General features: G+C 72.2%; 16 protein-coding genes. 11 read left to right on the top strand and 5 right to left on the bottom strand.

The window, feature by feature from the left end:
* Positions 1-352: 352 nt before the first annotated feature.
* Positions 353-868 (bottom strand): Lrp/AsnC family transcriptional regulator, encoded by a 516-nt coding sequence (locus tag OO62_RS15140; RefSeq protein WP_033267930.1) that lies wholly within the window; start codon positions 866-868, stop codon positions 353-355.
* 224 nt (positions 869-1,092) lie between these two features.
* Here OO62_RS15140 and pdhA (OO62_RS15145) point away from each other — a divergent pair, with 224 nt between their 5' ends.
* The 9 genes from pdhA (OO62_RS15145) to OO62_RS15185 all read left to right on the top strand — a co-directional run bounded on the left by pdhA (OO62_RS15145) (position 1,093) and on the right by OO62_RS15185 (position 11,567).
* Entirely contained in the window at positions 1,093-2,286 is a 1,194-nt protein-coding gene (gene pdhA / locus OO62_RS15145; RefSeq protein WP_033267931.1) for a pyruvate dehydrogenase (acetyl-transferring) E1 component subunit alpha, read from the top strand.
* Complete coding sequence (locus OO62_RS15150; protein WP_033267932.1) at positions 2,283-3,317, top strand: alpha-ketoacid dehydrogenase subunit beta; 1,035 nt, start codon at positions 2,283-2,285, stop codon at positions 3,315-3,317. The genes pdhA (OO62_RS15145) and OO62_RS15150 overlap by 4 nt, the downstream gene beginning before the upstream one ends.
* A complete protein-coding gene (locus OO62_RS15155; protein ID WP_033267933.1) occupies positions 3,317-4,783 on the top strand; it encodes a dihydrolipoamide acetyltransferase family protein in 1,467 nt (488 codons plus the stop codon). Before OO62_RS15150 ends, OO62_RS15155 begins: the two co-directional genes overlap by 1 nt.
* A gap of 276 nt (positions 4,784-5,059) precedes the next feature.
* Positions 5,060-5,950, top strand: a complete 891-nt coding sequence (locus OO62_RS15160; protein WP_033267934.1) for an NTP transferase domain-containing protein — start codon at positions 5,060-5,062, stop codon at positions 5,948-5,950.
* Positions 5,947-7,551, top strand: coding sequence for a molybdopterin molybdotransferase MoeA (locus OO62_RS15165; RefSeq protein WP_033267935.1), 1,605 nt, complete (start codon positions 5,947-5,949; stop codon positions 7,549-7,551). The genes OO62_RS15160 and OO62_RS15165 overlap by 4 nt, the downstream gene beginning before the upstream one ends.
* On the top strand, positions 7,548-8,687 hold the full coding sequence (locus OO62_RS15170; RefSeq protein ID WP_033267936.1) for a potassium channel family protein: 1,140 nt from the start codon (positions 7,548-7,550) through the stop codon (positions 8,685-8,687). The genes OO62_RS15165 and OO62_RS15170 overlap by 4 nt, the downstream gene beginning before the upstream one ends.
* Before the next feature lie 94 nt (positions 8,688-8,781).
* The gene (locus OO62_RS15175) at positions 8,782-9,759 is read left to right on the top strand and encodes an NAD(P)H-quinone oxidoreductase (protein ID WP_033267937.1); all 978 of its coding nucleotides are present in this window, start codon (positions 8,782-8,784) and stop codon (positions 9,757-9,759) included.
* Between the two features lie 134 nt (positions 9,760-9,893).
* Positions 9,894-10,748 carry a hypothetical protein gene (locus tag OO62_RS36970; protein ID WP_129322986.1) on the top strand — a complete coding sequence of 285 codons (855 nt, stop codon included), beginning with the start codon at positions 9,894-9,896 and terminating at the stop codon, positions 10,746-10,748.
* A gap of 258 nt (positions 10,749-11,006) precedes the next feature.
* Positions 11,007-11,567: a bacterial proteasome activator family protein gene (locus tag OO62_RS15185; RefSeq protein ID WP_173675752.1), complete on the top strand. Its 561-nt coding sequence runs from the start codon at positions 11,007-11,009 to the stop codon at positions 11,565-11,567.
* 120 nt (positions 11,568-11,687) lie between these two features.
* Here OO62_RS15185 and OO62_RS15190 read toward each other — a convergent pair whose 3' ends face one another.
* The gene (locus OO62_RS15190) at positions 11,688-13,355 is read right to left on the bottom strand and encodes a protein kinase domain-containing protein (protein WP_033267939.1); all 1,668 of its coding nucleotides are present in this window, start codon (positions 13,353-13,355) and stop codon (positions 11,688-11,690) included.
* 321 nt (positions 13,356-13,676) lie between these two features.
* On the opposite strand from OO62_RS15190, the gene OO62_RS15195 reads away from it, so the two are divergent.
* Positions 13,677-15,287, top strand: a complete 1,611-nt coding sequence (locus tag OO62_RS15195; RefSeq protein ID WP_078617177.1) for a protein kinase domain-containing protein — start codon at positions 13,677-13,679, stop codon at positions 15,285-15,287.
* 22 nt (positions 15,288-15,309) lie between these two features.
* Here the strand turns inward: OO62_RS15195 and OO62_RS15200 are convergent, their stop codons facing one another.
* From OO62_RS15200 to OO62_RS15210, 3 genes are all read right to left on the bottom strand, one after another.
* Complete coding sequence (locus OO62_RS15200) at positions 15,310-16,353, bottom strand: phosphotransferase (RefSeq protein WP_033267941.1); 1,044 nt, start codon at positions 16,351-16,353, stop codon at positions 15,310-15,312.
* 52 nt (positions 16,354-16,405) lie between these two features.
* On the bottom strand, positions 16,406-16,825 hold the full coding sequence (locus tag OO62_RS15205) for a pyridoxamine 5'-phosphate oxidase family protein (protein WP_033267942.1): 420 nt from the start codon (positions 16,823-16,825) through the stop codon (positions 16,406-16,408).
* Positions 16,826-16,943: 118 nt separating this feature from the next.
* Positions 16,944-17,603 carry a response regulator gene (locus tag OO62_RS15210; protein WP_033267943.1) on the bottom strand — a complete coding sequence of 220 codons (660 nt, stop codon included), beginning with the start codon at positions 17,601-17,603 and terminating at the stop codon, positions 16,944-16,946.
* Positions 17,604-17,930: 327 nt separating this feature from the next.
* Here OO62_RS15210 and pdhA (OO62_RS15215) point away from each other — a divergent pair, with 327 nt between their 5' ends.
* A complete protein-coding gene (gene pdhA, locus OO62_RS15215; protein WP_033267944.1) occupies positions 17,931-19,148 on the top strand; it encodes a pyruvate dehydrogenase (acetyl-transferring) E1 component subunit alpha in 1,218 nt (405 codons plus the stop codon).
* Positions 19,149-19,150 lie beyond the last annotated feature (2 nt).

The raw sequence follows: 19,150 nt of genomic DNA on the forward strand, positions 1-19,150 counted from the left end.
GAGCTGAGCCCCGCTGGCACCCCCCCACCCCCGAACCCACCCCCCGCCCCCTCCCCCGAAGGGGGGGAGGGGGAGGGGGCGGGGGAAGCCGCAGCGGAAGCCTCGCGGGGCAAGCAGGGGCCGAGCCCGAGCGCCGGCTTCTCGCGGTCAGCGGGCGAGCCCGAGGCCGGGTTTTTCCTGGCCGGCGGGCAGGGGCCGAGCCCGAGCTCCGGCTCTCGCGGTCAGCGGCTGAGCCCGAGCCCCGTTTCTCCCGGGCCAACGGCAGTGGCGGCAGCCCCTCCCACGTCGGCGCCAGTGGCCGCAGCCCTGCCTCTCCCGTCAGGCGCCGGTGGCCGCCCCCGCCCCACCTCCCCTACGCCTCCTCCGGCCCCAGGTTCGTCTCCTCGAAGACCAGCAACGTCCTGGTGCTGAGTACTTCGGGTATCGACTGGATGCGGGTGAGGACCAGTTCGCGCAGTTCGCGGTTGTCCTTGGTGTGGACCAGCAGCAGAACGTCGAAATCGCCGCTGACCAGCGCGATATGGGTGGCGCCCGGCAGTGACGTCAGCTGCTTGCGCACGGTCCGCCAGGAGTTCTGGACGATTTTCAGCGTGATGTACGCGGAGGCGCCCTGGCCTGCCCGTTCCTGGTCGACGAGGGCGCTGAAGCCGCGGATCACCCCGTCGTCGATGAGCCGGTTGATCCGCGCGTACGCATTGGCGCGCGAGACGTGCACCCGCTCGGCCACGGAGCGTATCGAGGCCCGTCCGTCGGTCTGAAGCATGCGCAGGATCGAGCGGTCGATGGTGTCCAGCGGGCGTGCGGCCGGCGATGGCGGAGCGGGGTGTGACGACTGTCCTCCGGTGTTGGCCATCTGTTCGTCCGGCATATGGTCCCGCCTCCCCTTTGTGGACGCCCTGTCTTCATCTCAAGCTGTGGAGAACCGTTTGTCCACAGGCTGAACCCGCCTGTAGCCAAAATGCATCAGCGACCGAACAATCGGTAGGGAAGGGCTCAGCCGCCCCGACCGACTCCATCCTGCCCATCCGCCGTCCGCCCACCACCCCAATGAGGCGCCCGCGCGCCACCCCCTGATCCGAGGAGGTGCTCGACATGACGGTCCTAGAGCAGCCCGGCAGCAGCAGGAACAAGAGCAGCCTGGCCGGCCCGCCGCCCGCCTGGCGGCCGCGCGTCGACCCCGCGCCCCTCCTGCCCGACGCGGCGCCGTACCGCCTCCTGGGCACGGACGCCGCAGGCCGACTCGACTCCGGACTGCTGACCCGGCTGTACGCCCAGCTGGTGCGCGGCCGTCGCTACAACGCCCAGGCCACGGCACTGACCCGGCAGGGGAGGCTGGCGGTCTATCCGTCCTCCACCGGCCAGGAGGCTTGCGAGGTGGCCGCCGCGCTGGCCCTCGAAGAGCGCGACTGGCTCTTCCCCAGCTACCGCGACACCCTGGCCGCCGTGGCCCGTGGCCTCGACCCCGTACAGGCCCTGACCCTGCTGCGCGGCGACTGGCACAACGGCTACGACCCGCACGAACACCGCATCGCCCCTCTGTGCACCCCCCTCGCCACCCAACTCCCCCACGCCGTGGGTCTCGCACACGCCGCCCGCCTCAAGGGCGACGACGTGGTGGCGCTGGCCATGGTGGGCGACGGCGGCACGAGCGAGGGCGACTTCCACGAGGCGCTGAACTTTGCGGCGCTGTGGCAGGCGCCGGTCGTCTTCCTCGTCCAGAACAACGGCTTCGCGATCTCCGTGCCGCTCGCCAAGCAGACCGCGGCGCCGTCCCTCGCCCACAAGGCGGTCGGATACGGCATGCCGGGACGCCTGGTCGACGGCAACGACGCGCCCGCGGTGCACGAGGTGCTCACCGAGGCCGTGGAGCGCGCCCGCGGGGGCGGCGGTCCCACGCTGGTCGAGGCCGTCACGTACCGCATCGAGGCCCACACCAACGCCGACGACGCCACCCGCTACCGCGCCGACGCCGAGGTCGAGACCTGGCGGGCCCACGACCCGATAGCGCTCCTGGAGCGCGAACTCGAGGCGCGGCGGCTGCTGACCGAGGAATTCGTCGGGGCCACCCGGGACGGCGCCGAGCAGATGGCGGCCGACCTGCGGGAGCGGATGAACGCCGATCCGGTGCTCGACCCGATGGACCTGTTCAACCACGTATTCGCCGAGCAGACCAGCCAACTGCGTGAGCAGGCGGAGCAGTTGCGCGCCGAGCTGGATGCCGAGGCCGCCGGACACACCGAGGACGCAGCGGGCACCGATGGGTCCGCCGAGGAGGCCAGGCCATGACGACCACCGTTCCGGCGACCGCGCGCAAGCCCGCCACGATGGCGCAGGCACTGACCCGCGCCCTGCACGACGCCATGGCCGAGGACCCGTCCGTCCACGTCATGGGCGAGGACGTCGGCACCCTGGGCGGCGTCTTCCGCGTCACCGACGGCCTGGCCAGGGAGTTCGGCGAGGACCGCTGCACCGACACCGCGCTCGCCGAGGCCGGCATACTCGGCACCGCCGTCGGCATGGCGATGTACGGGCTGCGGCCGGTCGTGGAGATGCAGTTCGACGCGTTCGCCTACCCGGCGTTCGAGCAGCTGGTCAGCCATGTGGCGAAGATGCGCAACCGCACCCGCGGTGCGCTGCCGATGCCGCTGACGATCCGGATTCCCTACGGCGGCGGGATCGGCGGCGTCGAGCACCACAGCGACTCCTCCGAGGCGTACTACCTCGCCACCCCGGGGCTCCAGGTCGTCACCCCGGCGACCGTCGAGGACGCCTACGGGCTGCTCAGGGCCGCCATCGCCTCCGACGACCCGGTCGTCTTCCTGGAGCCCAAGCGGCTCTACTGGTCCAAGTCCGACTGGTCGCCGGACGAGCCCGCGCCGGTCGCCCCGCTGGGCCGGGCCGAGGTCCGGCGCCGCGGCAGCAGCGCCACGCTGGTCACCTACGGGCCGTCGCTGCCGGTCTGCATGGAGGCCGCCGAGGCGGCCCGTGCCGAGGGCTGGGACCTGGAGGTGGTCGACCTGCGTTCCCTGATGCCGTTCGACGACGAGACGGTCTGCGCGTCGGTGCGCCGCACCGGACGTGCCGTGATCGTCCACGAGTCCAACGGGTTCGGCGGTCCCGGAGGGGAGATCGCCGCACGGATCACGGAGCGCTGCTTCCACCACCTGGAGGCGCCGGTGCTGCGGGTCGCCGGCTTCGACATCCCGTATGCGCCGCCGATGCTGGAGCGGCACCATCTGCCCGGCGTGGACCGGATCCTGGACACCGTCGCCCGCCTCCAGTGGGAGTCGGACTGGACCGAGGGACGTGGTGAGTGATGGCCGTGGTCCGCGAATTCACCCTGCCCGACCTGGGGGAGGGGCTCACCGAGGCGACGATCGTGCAGTGGATGGTCGAGGTCGGCGAGGTGGTCGCCGTCGACCAGCCCGTGGTGGAGGTCGAAACCGCCAAGGCGATGGTGGAGGTGCCCTGCCCGTACGGCGGGGTGGTGACCGCCCGCTTCGGCGCGGAGGGTGCTGAAGTCCCGGTGGGCGCACCGCTGGTGACTGTCGCGGTCGGTGCGGTGCCGGACGATCTGGCGGGCACCGGGCCGTCGGCCCATGGTTCAGAGGCCGGAGCGCCCGCGGGCCCTGCGGACGCGGCGGAGGCCGGGTCCGGGAACGTGCTCGTCGGGTACGGCACGAGCGCGGCGGCGGCGCGGCGGCGCCGGATCCGGCCGGGCGGCACGGGCCCCGCGGCAGGGGCGTCGCGGCCGGCGGAGCAGGTGGCGGCGGGGCAGGACAGCTCCGGCGCGGAGGCTGCGGGGGTCCCCCGGGCCGGGGCCGTGGCGGCGGCCGGGGCACGTACGGGGGCGAACGGCTCGGCCGCCGCCCGTGCGGCGGATGCCCGCAGTCGTACGGTGGCCGTCATCTCGCCGCTGGTACGTCGGATGGCCCGGGAACACGACCTGGACCTGCGGGAGGTGACCGGTTCCGGGCGGGACGGGCTCATTCTCCGTACGGACGTCGAGTGCGCGATCCGGACGCGCCAGGAGCACGCGACGGCTGGTGCCGGTGTGACAGACGCGGTGGGCGCCGCTGCCGCGGCCCCGACCGGCGAGGAGCGGATTCCGCTGCGGGGGATGCTGGGCGCGGCGGCCGAGAAGTTCAGCCGCAGCCGCCGGGAGATCCCGGAGGCCACCTGCTGGGTGGACGCCGACGCCACCGAACTCCTCGCCGCCCGCAGGGCGATGAATGTGCCCGGTGCTCCCAAGGTGTCGTTGCTCGCGCTACTGGCCCGGATCACCACGGCCGCCCTCGCGCGGTTCCCGCAGCTCAACTCCACCGTGGACACCAAGACCCAGGAGATCGTCCGGCTGCCGGCCGTCCATCTGGGCTTCGCGGCGCAGACCGACCGCGGCCTGGTGGTGCCGGTCGTACGGGACGCCCATGCGCGTACCGTCGAGGACCTCTCCGCCGAGTTCGCCCGGCTCACCGAAACCGCCCGGGAGGGCGGGCTGTCCCTGGCCGAGCTGACGCACGGCACGTTCACCCTCAACAACTACGGCGTCTTCGGCGTCGACGGCTCCACGCCGATCATCAACCACCCCGAGGCGGCGATGCTCGGTGTGGGCCGGATAGCCGCCAAACCCTGGGTGCACGACGGTGAGTTGGCGGTCCGGCAGGTCGTCCAGCTGTCGCTCACCTTCGACCACCGGGTGTGCGACGGCGGCACCGCCGGGGGCTTCCTGCGGTTCGTCGCCGACTGCGTGGAGCAGCCCGCGCTGTTGCTGCGGGGGATGTGAGCGCGAAGAGCGCGAAGGGCACGGGACCGGTCCTGCGAGCGGGCAGACCGGTCCCGTGCCCGCGGAGACCCTGTCCTGTGCGCGCGGAGAGCCGCGTAGGTGAGGGCGACGGGGTCCGAGCTGACTACTCTGCGGCCCAGCCGGCCACCTCGCCGAGCCCTCACCGTGCCGGTACCGGCCAGCTCACCGGAACCGGCCACGGCATCCACGAGGCGCCCGGCGCCCCGTCCCGTGCGGCCGCTGTGTGAGCGCGCTGCCCCTGGTGATACTCAAGGGGTGAACGACCACATCGAGCACGACGCCGTCATCCTGGCCGGAGGCGCCGCCCGGCGGCTCGGCGGGGCGGACAAACCCGCCCTCTCCGTCGGCGGCCGCGCCCTCCTGGACCGGGTGCTCGCCGCCTGCCCCGACGCGGTGACCACCGTCGTCGTCGGTCCCGGCCGTCCGACCGCCCGGGCCGTCGTGCGCGCCCTGGAGGACCCGCCGGGCGGCGGCCCGCTCGCCGCGCTGGACGCCGGTCTGCGGCACACCACCGCCGCGGTGGTGCTCGCGCTCTCCGCCGACCTGCCGTTCCTGACCCCCGCGACCGTACGGACCCTGCTGGAGGCGGCCGAGGGAGCGGCGGACGGCGCGCTGCTCCAGGACGCCGCCGGGAAGGACCAGCCGCTGATCGCCGCCTACCGGGCCGCCTCGCTGCGCCGCGAGCTGGCGGAGGTGCGGGCCGAGCACGGCACCCTGGCCGGGCTGCCGCTGCGCGCCGTGACCAACCGGCTGGTGCTCGCGCGGATCAAGGACGCCGCCGCCACGGCATCCTTCGACTGCGACACCTGGGAGGCCCTCAGCGCAGCGCGCGCCCGTATCAGGGAGCATGGACTCGTGTTGGACGAATGGATCACCGCAGTCAAGGCCGAACTGGGCATCGAGCTCGATGTCGACACGGCGGCGCTTCTCGATCTCGCGCGGGACGCGGCGCACGGCGTGGCCCGCCCGGCCGCGCCGCTGACGACGTTCCTGATCGGTTACGCGGCGGGCCGGCAGGACCGGGACGTGAAGGTGCTGTCCGACCAGGTCGCCGCGCTGGCCAACCGCTGGGCGGCGGAGACCGAGCAGGCCGCCGACGCGCCCGACGCCGGCGCCACGGGCGCCGAAGCGAAGCCCGCCGAATGACCGACGGGGACAGGGGCGGAGTGCCCCGGGGCGGGCTGCGTGCGCCCCGCGACGAGGGGCCCGGCGACCTGTTCGACGATGCGCTGGCGCTGGCCAACGAGGGCCGGGTCACCGTGGCGGCCGACGCCGGAGCCGGCGGTGGCGCCGCCGGCGAACGCCCCACTTCGGACGGCGAGCGCCCCGCCTCCGACGGCGACCTGCCCGGCGTTCACAGCGACCGCGTCGTCAGCCGGGACGGGCGCCCCGAAGGCCGCCCCTGCGGCTCGGATCCCTCCGCCGCCCCCGCACCCCGCCGTGCGCCGGCCGACCTCCCCTGGCACGCCGCCCGCCGGATCGCCGCGCGCGCCGTGTCCGGGCCGCCCGAGCCGACGACCACGGCGCTCGGCGAAGCGCTCGGCCGGACGCTCGCCGAGCCGCTGACCGCGCTCACCGATCTGCCGTCGTTCGACACCTCGGCGATGGACGGCTGGGCGGTCTCCGGCCCCGGTCCCTGGCGCCTCGACCACCCCGCGGACGACGCCGCGACCGCCCCGCACCCCGGCATCCTCGCCGGTCACGCCCCCACCGAGGCGCTCCTCGACGGCCACGCCGTCCCGATCGCGACCGGGGCACGCGTCCCGGCCGGCGCCACCGCCGTGCTGCGCAACGAGCACGGCGAGGTGCGGGAGCTCGCCGACGGCGGGCGGCGGCTGTACGCACCGCGGCTCGCACCGCCCGGCCAGGACATCCGCCCGCGCGGCCAGGAGTGCCGTCGCGGCGACCAACTGCTCTCCGCCGGGGCCCTGGTGACCCCCGCCGTGCTGGGCCTGGCCGCTGCGGCCGGTTACGACGAGCTGACCTCCTACCCCCGGCCGCGAGCCGAAGTGCTGGTCCTGGGCGATGAGTTGCTGGACCGCGGGCTGCCCCAGGACGGCCGCATCCGGGACGCGCTCGGCCCGATGCTCGTCCCGTGGCTGCACGCCCTGGGCGTCGAGGCGCCCGCCCCGCGCCACCTGGCCGATGACGCCGACACGTTGTACGAGGCCCTCGCCCGGTCCACCGCCGACGTGGTCATCACCACCGGCGGCACCGCGTCCGGCCCGGTCGACCACGTCCACCCCACCCTGCGCCGGCTGGGCGCCGAGGTGCTGGTGGACGGGGTGGCGGTACGTCCGGGCCACCCCATGCTGCTCGCCCGGCTCGCCCCGCGCCGACACCTCGTCGGCCTGCCCGGCAACCCGCTCGCCGCCGTCTCCGGCCTCTGCACGCTCGCCGAGCCGCTGCTCCGTACCCTCGCGGCCCGCCGGCCCGTGGAGCCGTACCGTGCGCCGCTGGCCGCCGCGGTCCACGGGCATCCGCAGGACATCCGGCTCGTCCCGGTGGTCTACCGCGACGACGAGCGGCACGGCCTGACGGCGGAGCCGCTGCACTTCCACGGCCCGGCCATGCTGCGCGGGATCGCCGCCGCCGACGCGCTCGCGGTCGTCCCGCCCGGCGGCGCGGACCCCGGCACGGAGCTCGAACTGCTGGAACTTCCCTGGTCAGCGGGCTGGGCGCCGGGTTCGTCGGCGGCTGGGCCCGCGGCCGGGGCGCCGTACGGGTTCTCCGGGGGCGCCGCGTGAAGCTCCCGCTGCAGGACGCCGCGGCACGCGAGGTACCCGAGGACCGCTCACACCGGGTGATGCTGCCGCGCCGCGCGCCGAAGGCGCCGCTGCGGCAGGTCGGCCGGCGGCTGCTGATGGCGCTGCTCGTCCTGCTCGCCACGGTCTTCATCGTGTGGATGGAGCGCGACGAGTACCACGACAACGCCAACGGCACGGTGGACCTGCTCGACTGCTTCTACTACGCGACCGTCACCCTCTCCACCACGGGCTACGGCGACATCGTGCCCTACGGCGACAGCGCGCGGCTGCTGAACATCCTGCTCATCACGCCGCTGCGGGTGCTCTTCCTGATCATCCTGGTCGGGACCACACTGGAGGTGCTGACCGAGCGCACCCGCGAGCAGTGGCAACTGAAACGCTGGAGAAACGCCTTGCGCGACCACACCGTCATCGTCGGCTTCGGGACGAAGGGCCGTTCCGCCGTCCAGACCCTCCGCGCGACGGGGCTGAGCCGCGACCGCATCGTCATCGTCGACCCCAGCTCCAAGGTGATCGACGCGGCGGTGGCCGAGGGCTACGCCGGAGTGGTCGGTGACGCGACCCGCAGCGATGTGCTGCTGCGGGCCGAGATCCAGCGCGCCCACCAGGTCGTCATCGCCACCCAGCGCGATGACACCGCCGTGCTGGTCTCGTTGACCGCACGTCAGCTCAACAAGAAGGCGACCATCGTCGCCGCGGTGCGGGAGGAGGAGAACGCCCCGCTGCTGCGGCAGTCCGGTGCCGACTCCGTGATCACCTCGGCCAGCGCGGCGGGCCGGCTGCTGGGGCTCTCCGTCCACAGCCCCAGCGCGGGCACCGTCATGGAGGACCTGATCCAGCAGGGCAGCGGCCTGGACCTGGTGGAACGTCCGGTGGTGAAGTCCGAGGTGGGCAAGTCCGTACGGGAGACGGCCGATCTGGTTGTCTCGGTCCTGCGTGGCCACCGGCTCCTGGGATATGACGACCCGGCGGCCAGCCCGCTGCAGAGCACCGACCGGCTGATCACCATCGTCCGCGCGGCCGCGACCGAGGAACCGGCCGTTCCCGGCAAGAAGCCCGCGAAGCCGACGCTCCCCGGCACCGGCGTCTCCCCGATGCGCCGGCTGGATGAATAACCCGATGGTGTGAACGGGTGGCAGGCCGACCCGGCCGTGGTCGTCGGCCCCCGCACCGTCGCTCCGCAGGCGGACGGCGAGTAGCCTCGCGCCCATGCGAGCGATCACTATCCCGGAGCCCGGTGGCCCCGAAGCACTTGTCTGGGCCGAAGTCCCCGATCCGCAGCCCGCAGAGGGCGAGGTCCTGATCGAGGTCGCGGCCAGCGCCGCGAACCGCGCCGATCTGCTGCAGCGTCAGGGCTTCTACGACCCGCCGCCCGGCGCCTCCCCCTACCCCGGCCTGGAGTGCGCGGGCCGGATCGTCGCGCTCGGTCCCGGCGTGCACGGCTGGGCCGTCGGCGACGAGGTGTGCGCGCTGCTGTCGGGCGGCGGCTACGCGGAGAAGGTGGCCGTCCCGGCCGGGCAGCTGCTGCCCGTGCCGGCCGGCCTGGACCTGGTCACCGCTGCCGCGCTGCCCGAGGTGACCTGCACGGTCTGGTCGAACGTCTTCATGATCGCGCACCTGCGGCCCGGCGAGACGCTGCTGGTCCACGGGGGTGCCAGCGGCATCGGCACGATGGCGATCCAGCTGGCCAAGGCGGTCGGCGCGCGGGTCGCGGTCACCGCCGGCGGTCCCGAAAAGCTGGCCCGTTGCGCCGAGTTGGGCGCGGACCTCCTCATCGACTACCGCGAGCAGGACTTCGTCCAGGAGATCCGCAAGGGCACCGACGGCAAGGGTGCGGACGTCATCCTCGACATCATCGGCGCCAAGTATCTGCAGCGGAACGTCAAGGCGCTCGCCGTCAGCGGACGGCTCGCGATCATCGGGCTGCAGGGCGGGGTGAAGGCGGAGCTGAATCTCGCCGCCCTGATGGCCAAGCGTGCCGCGATCACCGGCGCCGGGCTGCGCGCCCGCCCGCTGAGCGAGAAGGCCGCCATCGTCGCCGCCGTGCGGGAGCACGTCTGGCCGCTGATCGCCAACGGTCAGGTCCGGCCCATCGTGGACCGCACGCTGCCGATGGCCGAGGCCGCCGAGGCGCACCGCATCCTCGAAGCCAGCCAGCACGTCGGAAAGGTCATCCTGACGGTCTGAACCGGGCCGTGAAGGCCGCCCCGCCCCTCCCGAGCCGTCGCCGGGTACCCCCGCCGACGGCTTCAAGATGCCGTGAATCTGATCACATGTGACGCTGGGCAAGTCACCCGACGGCTCGGCACGGGAGGGGCACTGTGGTCGCTCCAGGATTCCGTTCGCGCATTGCCACCGGTCTGGTGGTCGCCGCCGTCGTCCTGCCCGTCCCCCTGGGAGCCACCTCCGCGGTGGCCTCGGACCGACAGGCCACGCCGGTTGACCGTCCGCCGAACCTCGTCCAGCCGGGCGATACGCCCGACGACTACGCGCCCGATGATCTGACGCCCGAGATGCTCACACCCGACGACTTCGCGGTCGACGATCGTCTGAGCGAGCTGCCGACGGGCGCCGGGCAGACGGCAGCGGACGGGGGCTTTCCCGGCCGCCCGGGGCGCTTCCGGGACCTGCCGGACCGCTTCCCCGACCTGCCGTACGGCCCCGGACGCATGGCGCACCGGCCGTCGCACCGCCATCACGGCTGGGAAGGGCGGTGGTACCACCACCCGCATCACCCGTTCGGCCGCGACTTCTCCGGGCCGGGCCCGTCGTACTACGGCCGGTACCCCGACTACCCCGGTGACGGCGACCTCGGGCTCGCACGGCCGGCGGAACCGCGTGGCGCGGACCGGGCACACCCCCGGCACGCCTCGGCCCCGAAGCACCAGCCCTCGGCGTCCGCGTCCCCCGACACCTGGCGTCCGTCCTCCCGCCGCGTCGATGCCGTGGACCGGGGCCCCCGGACGCCGTACGAGGCGCTGCCGCCGCTGCCGACGCCCACCATGCCGGAGCAGCCGTCCCCTGCTACGGGAACCGCCGACGGCGCCTCGGACACCAGGCCGTACGCCCTGGAAGCCCCTGCGGCCCCGGTCGAGAGGGTGCTGCCGATGGGGGCCGGCCTGGCGCTGACCGGCCTGGGGCTGGCCTTCCTGGGCCTGCGACTGCGGCGTCGCTGACCGCGCCGCCGGTTTCACGTGAAACGGGACGGCACCCGCCCTGTTTCACGTGAAACGGAACGTTGCTCCCGGTGGTTTCACGTGAAACACGCACCGTTTCACGTGAAACAGCGGGAATCCGGTGGTTTCACGTGAAACCGCTCCTCGCCCTCCCGTGGGGGTTCACGTGAAACCGCATCTCGGCATCGCGCGGAAGGGTGGATCACCTTCTCCCAGGGGCACCACCGTTGAGAAGCGCTCGTACGAGAGAATGGCGGCATGGATATGCCGATGAACGAACGGTCGCAGGAGAATCCGCACGTCCTGGTTGTCGGCCCGGACGGCATGGCGCTCGGCGGCGCCGGCACCGGTGGCGGGAACGATGGCGATGAGCCCCGAGAGATCCCGGTGACGGACATGGTCGAACAGCCTGCGAAGGTCATGCGCATCGGCAGCATGATCAAGCAGCTGCTGGAGGAGGTAAAGGCCGCGCCTCTCGACGAGGCGAGCCGGGTCCGGCTCAAGGAGATCCATGCCAGCTCGGTGAAGGAGCTGGAGGACGGGCTGGCGCCCGAGCTGGTGGAGGAGCTGGAGCGGCTGTCGCTCCCGTTCACCGATGAGTCCGTGCCGACGGAGGCCGAGCTGCGGATCGCCCAGGCCCAGCTGGTGGGCTGGCTGGAGGGCCTGTTCCACGGCATCCAGACCGCGCTGTTCGCCCAGCAGATGGCGGCCCGCGCCCAGCTGGAGCAGATGCGCCGCGCGCTGCCGCCCGGTGTCGGGCTGGAGGGCGACGAGGGCAAGCCCGGCCAGGGCGGTGCCCGCTCGGGCCCGTACCTGTAGGGGCTCGGCGGTTGGAGAAAGCCCGGGACCACCCGGGCCGGGAGGGGCAACGACAGAAGGGGCCGGCACGCACGCGTGCCGGCCCCTCCGTCATGTTCTCCGGCCCGAGGCCGTCCGCCGTCAGCCGCTACGGCCGGTCGAGATCGTCAGCTCGATGGTGTCGTCCTTGCTCGGGTACCACCAGCTGATCGCGTCCGGCTTCTGCTGGGTGACGGTGTTCTTGCCCCAGATCGCGCTGTCCTCCTCGCCGACGATCTTGTAATGCCAACCGGCGGCCTCGATGCACTTCTTCACCGAGTCCAGGTTCTTGTAGCGGAACGACGGGATGAGGATCTTGCCCTTGTCGGAATAGCTCTTGGTGGGGCTGGTGCACTCCGACGTCAGGATCGTCGCGGACTTGTCCTCGGGCCGGACGTTGTCGGTGGGCGAAGGGGTGTAGGAGTACGGCGTGTACGACGATGTCGGGGAGTCCCCGCCGTTGTCGCTGCTGGAGCCGGCGCTCAGCCCGATGCCGACCGCGATGGCGGTGACCACGACCACGCCGACGATCGCCGCGACGACGATCACGGGGGTGTTGTTCTTCCGCGCGCCGGGGCGGCCGGCCGTCGGCATCGAGGCCGTCACGGGCGGCGGGGCGTACGGGGGCGGTGCCTGGAAGCCGCCGCTGTTGAACGGGGCGGGGCCGGGGATCGGGCCGGGCGCCGGCGTCGGGTAGGCGTTGTTCAGCGGCGGGGGCGTCTGCGGCCCGTACCCGGCGGCCTGCGTCGGCTGGTACGGCTGCTGCACGTTCGGCGACACCGGGGTGTGCGGGGTGCCGGAGGCGGTGGGGAACACCGCGGAGGAGACCGAGGAACCGCTGGTGCGGGCGCGCGGGCCCTCGCCGATGATCAGCGGCGTCGCGCCGGACTGCCCGGACCCGGCGATCCGCAGGCACTCGTCCCGCATCGCCTCGGCGGTCGGGAAGCGCTCGTTGGGGTTCTTCTTCAGCGCGCGGGCGACCAGCGCGTCGACGGCCGGCGGCAGCGACTGGTTGATGCTCGACGGGACCGGCGGCTCTTCCTGGACGTGCGCGTAGGCGATGGCGAGCGGGGAGTCGGCGTCGAACGGCAGCTGACCGGTCAGCAGCTCGAAGAGCATGATGCCGACGGAGTAGAGGTCGGAGCGGGCGTCCACCCCGCGGCCCAGCGCCTGCTCCGGCGACAGGTACTGCGGGGTGCCGACGACCATGCCGGTCTGCGTCATGGAGGTCACGCCGGACTGCATGGCGCGGGCGATGCCGAAGTCCATGACCTTGACGACGCCCCGCTTGTTCAGCATCACGTTGCCGGGCTTGATGTCGCGGTGGACCAGCCCCATCTCGTGGCTGACCTCGAGCGCCGCCAGCACATCGGCAGTGATCTTCAGGGCTTTTTCCGTCGGCATCGCGCCATGCTGGGCGATGTCGTTGTCCAGGTCGGAGCGCAGCGGCTGGCCCGCGACGTACTCCATGACGATGTACGGCACCATGCCGCCGTCGAGTTCGTCCTCACCGGAGTCGAAGACCGAGACGATATTGGTGTGCGTGAGCTTCGCCACGGACTGCGCCTCGCGGCGGAAGCGCTCGCGGAAAGCCTGCTCACGACCGAGCTCGGTGTGCAGTGTCTTGATCGCGACGTCGCGGTCGAGGACGGTGTCGTGTGCGAGGTGCACGGACGCCATGCCGCCGGCCCCGAGAAGATCACGAAGCTGGTAACGTCCTCCGCCGACCGAACGGCCCTCGAATTGGCCCTGAGCGCCGTCCTGGCTCATCGTTCCGCTTCCCCCTAGGCACACGGCGCACAACCCGCACGTGTAGCGATCAAAATCTGAAATTCTCCCGCCAAGTCTGCCCCAGGCCCCGGACACGTCAAGCCGTGTGCCCGTTCCGTGACCAGATGTGCAAGATCCCGTCACGGCGGTGAGACGTTCGGCGCCTTTGATTACCCCAGGTGAGCTTGCGATACCGGGCGCCCGGCAGGTTTGATGGCCGGTCCACGACGGACCGGCGGGTGCCGCGGAGCCTGTAGCGTGCTCTAGCGAAGACCGATGACCTTACCGCTCTCATGCGGATTGATTCGACGGCGAGGACCGATGGCACCGACGCAGAGCCCACAGGGCCCGTCCGACCCTGAGGCCACCGGCTCCAATATCCCCGACGCACCGGAGATGTGGGGCAACGGCGGGCTGGTCGGCGACGGCCGCTACCGGCTCACGCGGCGGCTCGGCCGTGGCGGCATGGCGGAGGTGTTCGCGGCCGAGGACGTACGTCTGGGCCGGACCGTCGCCGTGAAGCTGCTGCGTGCCGACCTCGCCGAGGACCCGGTGTCCAAGGCCCGCTTCACGCGGGAGGCACAGTCCGTGGCCGGGCTGAACCACCACGCGGTCGTCGCGGTCTACGACTCCGGCGAGGACCTCGTCGGCGGCAACACCGTGCCGTACATCGTGATGGAGCTGGTCGAGGGCCACACCATCCGCGATCTGCTGCTCAACGCCGACGCCCCGCCGCCGGACCAGGCGCTGATCATCGTCTCCGGTGTGCTGGAGGCGCTGGCCTACAGCCATCAGCACGGCATCGTGCACCGTGACATCAAGCCCGCGAACGTGATCATCACCAACAGCGGCGCCGTCAAGGTCATGGACTTCGGTATCGCCCGTGCCCTGCACGGTGCGCAGTCGACCATGACGCAGACCGGCATGGTCATGGGTACGCCCCAATACCTCTCCCCGGAGCAGGCGCTCGGTAAGACCGTCGACACCCGCTCCGACCTCTACGCCACCGGCTGCCTGCTGTACGAACTGCTCACGCTGCGCCCGCCGTTCACCGGCGAGACCCCGCTGTCGGTCGTCTACCAGCACGTCCAGGACATGCCGGTGCCTGCCTCGCAGGTGGCCGACGTACCGCCGGAGCTGGACGGCCTGGTCATGCGGTCGCTGGCCAAGGACCCCGACGACCGGTTCCAGACCGCCGAGGAGATGCGCGGCCTGGTCCAGTACTCGCTGCAGATGCTGCAGGAGCAGGGCGGGCACACCGGGACCTGGAGCACCGGCCCGGTGGCCATGCACGAGGGAGGTCTCGGCCCGGCCATGGGCACGGCGGCCACCACCGCGCTGCCGTACCCCGAGGGGGGCCAGACCACGGCCCAGCCGATCCTGTCCGGCATGCGGGACGACGACGGCGGTTTCGACGGCGGGGCCCGGCCGGCCAAGGGCGGCCGCGGCAAGTTCCTGCTGATCGCGGCGCTCGCGGTGATCGCCATCGCGCTGGGCGTGGCCTTCGCCCTGCAGAACACCGGCGGCGGGAACAAGAAGCAGCAGACCCCCGCGACCCAGTCGCCGTCGCCGTCGCAGGACGACAAGACCAGCGAGCCGCCGTCGGACGAACCGAGCACCCCGCAGACCGAGCCCGGTGGCACCGGTGGCGACAGCGGTACGTACAGCCGCCCGTCGACGTCGCAGCCGAGCACGCCGCCGACGTCCGAGCCGCCGAGCTCGCCGCCGCCCACGACCGAGACGCCGACGACGGAGCCGCCCACCGACACCACCGGCGGGACCACCGACGGCGGGACGACCGACGGCGGGACGACCGACGGGGGCACCGGCAACGGTGGCACCGACAACGGTGGCGCCACCGGCGGTACGGACAGCGGCGCCACCGCCGGCACGGGCACGGACGGCGGCACCACGCTCGGCACCACCGGCTGACGCGGCGGCCCCGCCGCCCGCCTCAGCGGGTGAACGCGTCCTGCACGGCGTGGTATTCGCGGGTCCACCACACGGCCAGGGCGGCCGCCGCCGGGAATTGCGGATCGGTGCGGCGGTCGCCGAGCTGGTAGCGCCAGGTGAGCATCCAGAAGTCGTTGAGCCGCTCCCACCAGACCCGGTGGACGGCCGCGGCCAGCTCGTCGGCGTCGGCCCCGCAGGCGCTGCGGTAGGCGCCCGCGTATGCCGCCACCTTGGCCAGGTCCAGCGTGCCGCAGGGGCGTACGAAGAAGATCGCGGCGGCACGGACCGCCTCCTCCGCGCGCGGCTGGACGCCCAGCCTGTCCCAGTCGACGATCGCGGTCGGCTCCGCGCCGCGGTAGAGCACGTTGAGCGGGTGGAAGTCGCCGTGCACCCAGCCGGCGGTGGGTTCCGCGCCGGGAGCCGGGCGGCGGTGCGCCTGCCGCTCCAGTAGGGCCCGGCGCTCCAGCAGCCGGTGCTCGGCGAGCTCGTCGAAGCTGGTTCGCGGGCGGGCGCCGCGGGCCAGGGCCAGCAGCTCGTCGATCGTTTCGAAGGTGCGCTCGGGGTCGGCCCCGGTGTCCGTGCACGGCGGCCGGGCGGGGTGCGGTTCGTCCGCCATGACCTGCTCCAGTGCGGTGTGCACGAGCCCGAGCAGGGCGCCGAGCCGGCGGGACTGTCCGCCCGAGAGCGCGGCACCGCCGAGGTGGCGGCCCTCGACCCAGGGGTGCAGGGCGTAGCAGCGGCCGTCGAGGACGGTGACGGTGCGGCCGTCGGCGTCGGCGACGGGCGGGGCGACCGGCAGGCCGAGGGCGGCGAGCCGCCGGGTGGCGCGGTGCTGGCGGGTGAGGGCGGCGTGGTCGCCGTCGAGGTGGTGCTTGAGGAAGTAGCGGCCGCGGGTGGTGGCGAGGAAGTAGCCGTGGTTGAGCAGGCCCTCGGCGACCGGCTCGCAGGACAGCGGCGCGCCGGCGCCGGTGTAGTGGCGGAGCAGGGATCCCAGGGTGTCTCTGTCGGGCGTCGCCGCCGTCCGGACTACAGATGAGCGCAGCACGCGCCAGATGTTAGATCAACTGCACCCGTCGGAGTGGGTGAAGCGGAAAGCCTTACGCAGAGTGCGCGAGGTGGTGGGCCGGTACCTCGGTGAGCCAGTGCAGGGTCACGAACTCCGGCTCGATGCGCAGGAAGACCGGATCGAAGGGCTCCCCGTCCGCCAGCCGGGGCGTGGCACCGAACCGCTCCCGTTCGGCGGCCGCCGGGGCGGTGACCCGCGCGGTGCCGGTGAACTGTACGGACCAGGTGTCGGCCGCGCCGCTGTTGACGTTGTCGGCCTCGTACGCGACCACGCTGCCGTCCAGCGCCCGGTGGTAGTCGTAGCCGCGGTGCAGCCGCAGCATCAGCCGCCCGTCGTCGAGGACGAGATGCCGGGTGACGGTGGTGAAGGGCAGCGCCCGCCGACTGGCCGAGACCCGCCCGTAGGGGATGCGGCCGAGCAACTCGATGGCACGGTAGGTGTCGGTGGGCATGGCACCACCTTGCCGGTCGGCCCGGCCGGCCAGTAGGGCCCAGCAGCCCGGAGAAAACAGGACGATGGTCCCGAATCACCCCGATCCGGCCTGCGCGCCGTCCGGGATGCCCGCGGGGTCAGTGCTTCTCGGCCTGTAGCCGCGCGACGTACGCGGCGGCCTGGGAGCGGCGCTCCATGCCGAGCTTGGACAGCAGGCTGGAGACATAGTTCTTGATCGTCTTCTCCGCGAGATGCAGCCGCTCGCCGATCACGCGATTGGTCAGCCCCTCGCCGATCAGATCGAGGATCTTGCGCTCCTGGTCGGTGAGGCTCGCGAGCCGGTCGTCCCCCTTGGAGACGTTGCCGTCGCGCAGCCGTTCGAGGACACGCGCGGTGGCGACGGGATCGAGCAGCGACTTCCCGGCGGCCACGTCGCGGACCGCGGAGAGCAGCTCGTTGCCCCGAATGGCCTTGAGGACGTAACCCGCCGCGCCGGCCATGATCGCGTCGAAGAGGGCCTCGTCATCCGCGAAAGAGGTGAGCATCAGGCATTTGATGTCCTCGTTCTGCGAACGGATCTCACGGCAGACCTCGACACCGCTGCCGTCGGGCAGCCGGACGTCGAGCACGGCCACGTCGGGACGCGTCGCCGGGATCCTGACCAGGGCATCTGCGGCGGTGCCGGCCTCGCCGACCACCTCGATGTCCTCCTCGACGGCGAGCATTTCGTGGACGCCGCGCCGGACGACTTCGTGGTCATCGAGCAGGAATACCGTGATTTTTCCGTCTTCGCGCACCAACCCAGTCTCACACATCAAGTCTTCCCGTGCTCCAGGTCATCGATATAACGTGCCGTTGTCCCGGCGGCCTGCAACGCTGTGACCAGGAGTTGTTCCAAGCCTCCGCGATTTACTTGGAAATCCAAGCAAAATCGCAGGTCAGCGCCGTTTCCACTTCGGCTTTGACAATGGGTAACGTGCAATGAGCAGGCCACCCTCCGGGAGCTTTGTTCCACCCGGATTCGGCCGCGTTCGCACCCACCCCGTGCGCCGTATCGGATACCGGGTGAGCCGCAATACGGCCACCGGCGGACCCCGGGGGCCGGACAGACGGAGGAGCAGCACGTGACCGTGGAAGGCACTGCGCAGCGGAAAAACGCCCGCGGCAGCAGCAAGCGCACCACCGCCAAAAAGGCGACGCCGGCCAAGAAGGCGTCCTCGGCCAAGACCGGCACCGCCGGCCGGCCCGAGCAGGCGGAGCAGGATCAGCTCGTACAACTGCTGACCCCGGAAGGGAAGCGGGTCGAGCACCCGGATTACTCGATCGACCTCTCCCCCGAAGAGCTGCGCGGTCTCTACCGCGACATGGTGCTGACGCGGCAGTTCGACGCCGAGGCGACCACCCTCCAGCGCCAGGGCGAACTGGGCCTGTGGGCCTCGCTGCTCGGCCAGGAGGCGGCCCAGATCGGCTCCGGTCGCGCGCTGCGCGACGACGACTACGTCTTCCCGACCTACCGTGAGCACGGTGTGGCGTGGTGCCGTGGCGTCGACCCGACGAATCTGCTGGGCATGTTCCGCGGCGTCAATCACGGCGGCTGGGACCCCAACAGCAACAACTTCCACCTCTACACGATCGTGATCGGTTCGCAGACGCTGCACGCGACCGGCTATGCGATGGGTGTGCAGAAGGACGGCTCGGATTCCGCGGTGATCGCGTATTTCGGTGACGGTGCTTCCAGTCAGGGAGACGTCGCGGAATCCTTCACCTTCTCCGCGGTCTACAACGCCCCGGTCGTGTTCTTCTGCCAGAACAACCAGTGGGCGATTTCCGAGCCCACCGAGAAGCAGACCCGGGTGCCGCTCTACCAGCGCGCCCGTGGCTTCGGATTCCCCGGCGTACGGGTCGACGGCAATGACGTACTGGCCTGTCTGGCGGTGACCAAGGCGGCGCTGGAGCGGGCCCGTACCGGCCAGGGGCCGATGCTCATCGAGGCGTTCACCTACCGGATGGGCGCGCACACCACCTCCGACGACCCGACGCGCTACCGGGCCGACGAGGAGCGGGCGGCCTGGGAGGCCAAGGACCCGATCCAGCGGCTGCGGGTGTACCTGCAGAGCGAGGGCCTGGTCGACGAGGCATTCCTCGCGTCGATCGAGGAGGAGAGCGTGGCCCTGGGCAAGCGGGTCCGCGAGGCCGTGCGCGCCATGCCCGACCCGGACCACATGGCGATCTTCGAGAATGTCTATGCCGACGGGCATGCGCTCGTCGATGAGGAGCGCGCGCAGTTCGCCGCGTACCAGGCGTCGTTCGCCGATGCCGATGCCAGCGCGGAGGGGAACTGACC

This window comes from Streptomyces lydicus (assembly GCF_000717345.1).
GTDB lineage: Bacteria > Actinomycetota > Actinomycetes > Streptomycetales > Streptomycetaceae > Streptomyces > Streptomyces lydicus.